We start from the raw sequence: 5,140 nt of genomic DNA on the forward strand, positions 1-5,140 counted from the left end.
GAAACTCTCGCACCTTTAAGCAATGATCCCATCGTCATGCTCAGCGCAGTCCCCTGAACATGATCAACTCAGCCCTAAACCGGCTACCTCATGACGCCGCTGTTACACCACGCCGTGGGACACGATCACGTCTCACGTTATTCCAGCGACTGACGCCTCTCGAGTCTATCTGCAAAACCTGGCTCATCAAGCCTAAACGGCTTGAAGAAAATCCGCTCCACCAAAGGCTGGGATCAAACACCGAGATGCAGTTTCGTTTCTATGGAAACCCAGTTGCGCTCTAGCATTTGATATAGTGCCAGTTTTATAGCGTTTTATAATTCCAAAAAAGGTAAAGAGCTCCGGCCCGATTGAGACTATTGTAAGTCCAATTTATGACATATCGTCTGGGACAAACTTCCCAGATACTCCCCCCTTAAAACACGACCAAGGGGAGAATAAATCATGCAAAAGAGCACCAAATGCAATTTGAGCGCCTGCACAGCTTTGGCTGCGCTGCTAACAATTGGCGGACCCGCCGCAGCACAATTGGCTCCCTCGGATAGGTTAAATGCGGAGCAAACGGACAGTGAAGCTGAAAGCAATATCGTCGTCGTCACAGCACAGCGCCGGGCGGAATCTGTGCAAGATGTTCCGATCTCGGTGACTGCCATCACTGCACGGGAATTGAAGGCCAATGGCATAGAAGATATTCAGGATGCCGTTCAGTTCATACCGGGCCTAAGCGGAAAAACGCAGGGTTTGCTCACGCCGATATTCGCGGTTCGAGGTGTGGCCACTCAGAGTTTTGGAGCTGGGGGTGAGAATTCCATTGGCACATTTTGGGATGGCGCTTATGCAGGCCGGGTCAACAGCCAAAACCTTGCCTTCTTTGACCTGAACCGCATTGAAGTCCTCAAAGGGCCCCAAGGTGCACTATTTGGTCGAAATGCATCCACCGGCGCGATCAGCATCATAACTAACGGCCCGAACAAAGGCGCTGGCGGCATCGTCCGTCTCAGCGGTGCCAGTTATGATGTTTTTGAGGGCGAAGTGGCTGGCGATATGGTGTCCAAAGATGGTTTTGGCCTTCGCCTAGCGGGCTTTGCACGGAGTTCGGGCGGGTGGGACAAGAATGTCCTGACAGGAAAAAGTGCGCCATCGGGTGATACATACTCAATCCGAGCTAAAAGTGGCTTCGAGTTTTCTGATCAATTCAGCGGCGAGCTCGTGGCAACTTGGCAAAAGGATGACGTCATAGGCTTAGCCCAAGACAATCTGGACCCCGGATTGAATGCCCTGTCTGGCCTTCCTGCAGACCCCTTTGACGGTAGATTTGCCGGCGACCCTGACTATATCGAGCAGCGCGAGATGTGGCTATCCAATCTGACGTTAACATATGAATTTGCCGACAATTTGAGGCTAGAGAGCGTAACGAACTATTCCGACACGCGTACCGACATTAGTTCCGATGTCGACGCAACCGTGCCGAAGCTATTTGAAGCCAACTACTTAGATTATAAAGCCACAGCTTTTGGCCAGGATATCAGGATTGTTGGTGTAACCGGCATAATCGATTGGTTTGTTGGCGCTAATGTTTACGTCGAAGATATAGGTCAAACTGTTCGGGTCAAATTTGATGAGGGCGCAATTTTGGGCGGCCTCCCAATAGATGGGTCAGGTGCCTTGTTTTGTGAAGAACCTGTGCAGAGCGAGATTTTTGGTTCAAAGTGCGACATCGGGCAAGAGTCGATTACCTCCAAGGGCGACTATTTCAGCTGGTCTGTCTATGCTGATGCGGTTTTCAAGCCGACCGACCGATTATCATTAACTGTGGGCCTGCGTTATAGCGAAGATAAAAAAGACTTTGTCTATGAAACGGTTCAGGAAAGCGGGCTTCCAACACTTATTGGTCCTATTATCCTCATTGGCTCGCAACCAGGCGGCAATAGGCTTTCGCAAACTTATTCGGACTTGCAGCCCCGCTTGGTTGTTGACTACAAGTTGAGCAAAGATGTGTTGATCTATGCGAGCGCGGCGCGTGGATTTAAAGCCGGCGGCTTCGATCCAACGAGTAACCTTGATCTCACCGCCTTTGACCCGGAAAAAAACTGGTCATATGAGGCAGGAATCAAAACCTCAGGTTTCGATGGTCGTCTGATCCTAAACGCCGCGGCCTTCTATTCTGACTACCAAGACTTTCAAATTCAGACGGTAAGCGGCGGTGTGACCTCAACGGCGAACGCGCCTGTGGAGTCTAAAGGATTTGAGATCGAGGCGAATTTCGACGTCACAAGCGCGTTTCGTATTGCCGCTTCCGCCGATTATGTCGACGCAACTTTTGGACGGCTGGTCACCGACGATGGTGATTTCACCGGCAACAAACTAACATTTGCGCCTAAATTTAGTGGCTCTGTTCTCGCCGATTGGTCACTCGCACGTATTGCGGAGGGGGATGTGAGTGCGCGCCTCAGCTATACCTATGAGAGCAAACAATTTTTGAGCGAAGTCAATGCAGCGGCGGAATCTCAGGATGCATATGGCTTGACGAACCTTAGGTTGATTTACCTCACCGATAGCGACCTTCAAGTCAGTCTGTTTGCTAAGAATCTTTTTGATGTTGATTATCTCGTCTTAGCCGATGATTTTGGGTTTGGTGTTGTAACCGCCAGAGGCCAGCCTAAGATGTTCGGCATAGAGGTGAGCCAACGCTTTTAAAGCCGCGTTTGAAAGTCAGACTTAAATCTAGTCCCTCATCGTTTTATGGGAGCCAAGAGCGATGAGGGCGTCCGAGCTCAGGTGCAAAATTGACCGTCAGTCAATTCTTGTAAGCCTGCGCTTCGACTACGCGCAGCCGCTCTAGCGGATCGAGGTCCGGCGAAAAATCCGCCACCGCTAAAGATCGCATAAACAGCGAGAATAGTGCGTTAGAGGACGTTATTTCGAGCTTATCGTAAACGTGCCGCTTATGGTTCATGACGGTTCCTGGTGCGATAGCGAGAACGCGAGCCGCAGATTTGGCGGAATGGCCCTGAATGGTCAGCCGTACAATCTCACGCTCACGGTGCGTTAACACACTGCTCCCGAATTTCCAGAATGCACGTTGCAGAAGAGCTTGGGTTTTTGATTCCATCGGGACAGCTCGGCCTTCGACTGCAGGCAGACTTTGCCATTGAGACTGAATGGCGGCTTCGAAAATGGGGAAAAGCGCACGAATGCCTTCAAGGGCTGACGGACTAAATGTTTCATCGGCTTTGTAAGTGGCGAGGGAAATGTGGATGGCGGTGCGCCGATCCATCCCAATCAGAAAACCAACTTCGTCAACAACACCGATTGTCTTGTAATAATCGCGATAATACTCACTATCAAAAAAGTCATCGGGCGCAATGTCGCCCAAACGGAATGCGCCGCGCCGGCCATCTTGGAATGCTTTGTAGAATGGGTCGAGAAGATATGCGCCTGCGGTATAGAAGTGTACCCGCTCGGTTCGGTATTGATCGACCTCGCCATCATAGAGCACAGTGGGCCGAGCATCCAAGCGAAAACTAAAGGCGGTCAAGGTCTCGGTCGGGGAAACGAGTTGCGCCAGATCGAGCAATCGCGGCAAAAGTGCGTCGGTTTGGATCGACAGCATCGCGGCCGCGATTTTGCAGGAAAGCTGCTCAAACTCGCCCAATCGGATTGTTTCGGTTTGCATCACGGACGCTCGACGCCCGAATATCTTCTGTCATGCGCGAGCATGGCGTGGAGCAAAACATTGCCGCCTGCAACGACGTGCGCGCGATCAACGTCTTCGGCTTCGTTATGGCTGAGACCATCCTTGCAAGGAATAAATATCATGCCAGTTGGCGCAACGCGCGAAACATAAACGGAATCGTGTCCGGCCCCACTGACCATCACCATCGCGGTTTGGCGCAAGACAGCTGCCGCCTCTGTAACGTCAGAAATACAATTTTCGTCGAAAACAACTGGCGGTGAATGCCAGATGGGCTCTAGCCTCGCCTCAATCCGGCTATCGGCAGTCGCAGAACTTAAGATATCGCGAAGCGCGTGATCAAGCGACGCGAGCGTGTCAGCATTAGGATGGCGCAGGTCGACTGAAAAGGTTACATATCCCGGAACCGTGTTTATAGACCCGGGACTGGCCGAAATCCGCCCGATCGTGCAGCGTGCGTGTTCGTCATATTCGCCAATTTTCGCATAGAGTGCGCTGATAATCGCTGCCGCGGTCGGGACTGGATCGCGGCGCATCGACATGGGTGACGGACCCGCGTGGGTCTCAGAGCCAATAACTTTGATCTCATACCAACGTATGCCCTGAACGCCGGTGACGATCCCGATGGGAAGGTTTCGGCTCTCCAATATTGGACCTTGCTCAATGTGAAGTTCGAAATGTGCTTTAAAACGGTGTTGGCCACAGGGCTCCTGTCCACAATAATCAATTGCTTTTAGCGCATCTTCAAAAGATGTACCTTCGTCATCAACGCGCGCATAGGCATAGGCTTCAGAAAACGCTCCGCTAAAGACGCCTGATCCAATCATTGCCGGGGTAAAGCGCGCGCCTTCTTCATTCGTCCACACAACGGCTTCGAATGGATGATGGGTTTGGATGCCGCTATCATTGAGGGTTTCAATGACTTCAAGTGCGGCCAGAACGCCATAGACACCGTCAAATCTCCCGCCAGTCGCTTGGCTATCGAGATGGCTTCCAGAGGCAATGGGCAGCGCGTGGTTTCTGGTGCCCGCCCGGCGAAAAAACATATTACCCATCGTATCGCATTTGACTGTACATCCAGCTTGCCGACTCCAATCGGCGAAAAGATCCCGCCCTTTGGCGTCAAGTTCGGTCAGAGCGAGGCGACAGACGCCGCCGTTTTTTGTGGCACCAATCTCCGCCATAGCCATAAGGCGTGACCACAAGCGCTCGCCGTTGATCATGGGTTGGTCGGTCATTTGGCTATCCCGCTGGCTTGGGCCTTGCTTGGACTTTCAAGAAATGCGCGCACAAGTTGATGCAACCGCTCGCGTCCAAAAGAGCCATTATGGCCGGCGTGAACGACATTGACAGGCAGCTCGAGCAACCGCTTCATGGTCGCTTCGTAAGCTTCCCGATTGGATCCCTGTAAACCATCGATTAGCGGCCCATCATATACCGCGTCAC

General features: G+C 52.0%; 4 protein-coding genes and 1 pseudogene. 2 read left to right on the plus strand and 3 right to left on the minus strand.

Features of this window, described 5'->3' with window-relative positions; genetic code table 11:
- Positions 1 to 444 precede the first annotated feature (444 nt).
- A pseudogene (locus ACIQ20_RS15685) lies at positions 445 to 930 on the plus strand (TonB-dependent receptor plug domain-containing protein); the annotation flags it as partial.
- A 102-nt stretch (positions 931 to 1,032) separates the two neighbouring features.
- Positions 1,033 to 2,697, plus strand: coding sequence for a TonB-dependent receptor (locus ACIQ20_RS15690; protein WP_395781957.1), 1,665 nt, complete (start codon positions 1,033 to 1,035; stop codon positions 2,695 to 2,697).
- 100 nt (positions 2,698 to 2,797) lie between these two features.
- Here the strand turns inward: ACIQ20_RS15690 and ACIQ20_RS15695 are convergent, their stop codons facing one another.
- From ACIQ20_RS15695 to ACIQ20_RS15705, 3 genes are all read right to left on the minus strand, one after another.
- Positions 2,798 to 3,676 (minus strand): response regulator transcription factor, encoded by an 879-nt coding sequence (locus ACIQ20_RS15695; RefSeq protein WP_395781951.1) that lies wholly within the window; start codon positions 3,674 to 3,676, stop codon positions 2,798 to 2,800.
- Positions 3,676 to 4,932, minus strand: a complete 1,257-nt coding sequence (locus ACIQ20_RS15700) for a Zn-dependent hydrolase (RefSeq protein WP_395781953.1) — start codon at positions 4,930 to 4,932, stop codon at positions 3,676 to 3,678. Before ACIQ20_RS15700 ends, ACIQ20_RS15695 begins: the two co-directional genes overlap by 1 nt.
- On the minus strand, positions 4,929 to 5,140 hold a 212-nt coding region (locus ACIQ20_RS15705), incomplete at its 5' end, for a hypothetical protein (protein ID WP_395781955.1). The genes ACIQ20_RS15700 and ACIQ20_RS15705, both read right to left, overlap by 4 nt.

It is taken from the genome of Aquidulcibacter sp., from assembly GCF_044346625.1.
Classification (GTDB): domain Bacteria; phylum Pseudomonadota; class Alphaproteobacteria; order Caulobacterales; family Aquidulcibacteraceae; genus Aquidulcibacter.

Bases quoted from the DNA above. Each gene is read 5' to 3' on its own strand.
- ACIQ20_RS15695 (WP_395781951.1), bottom strand. From the start codon at position 3,676: ATGCAAACCGAAACAATCCGATTGGGCGAGTTTGAGCAGCTTTCCTGC.
- ACIQ20_RS15700 (WP_395781953.1), bottom strand. From the start codon at position 4,932: ATGACCGACCAACCCATGATCAACGGCGAGCGCTTGTGGTCACGCCTT.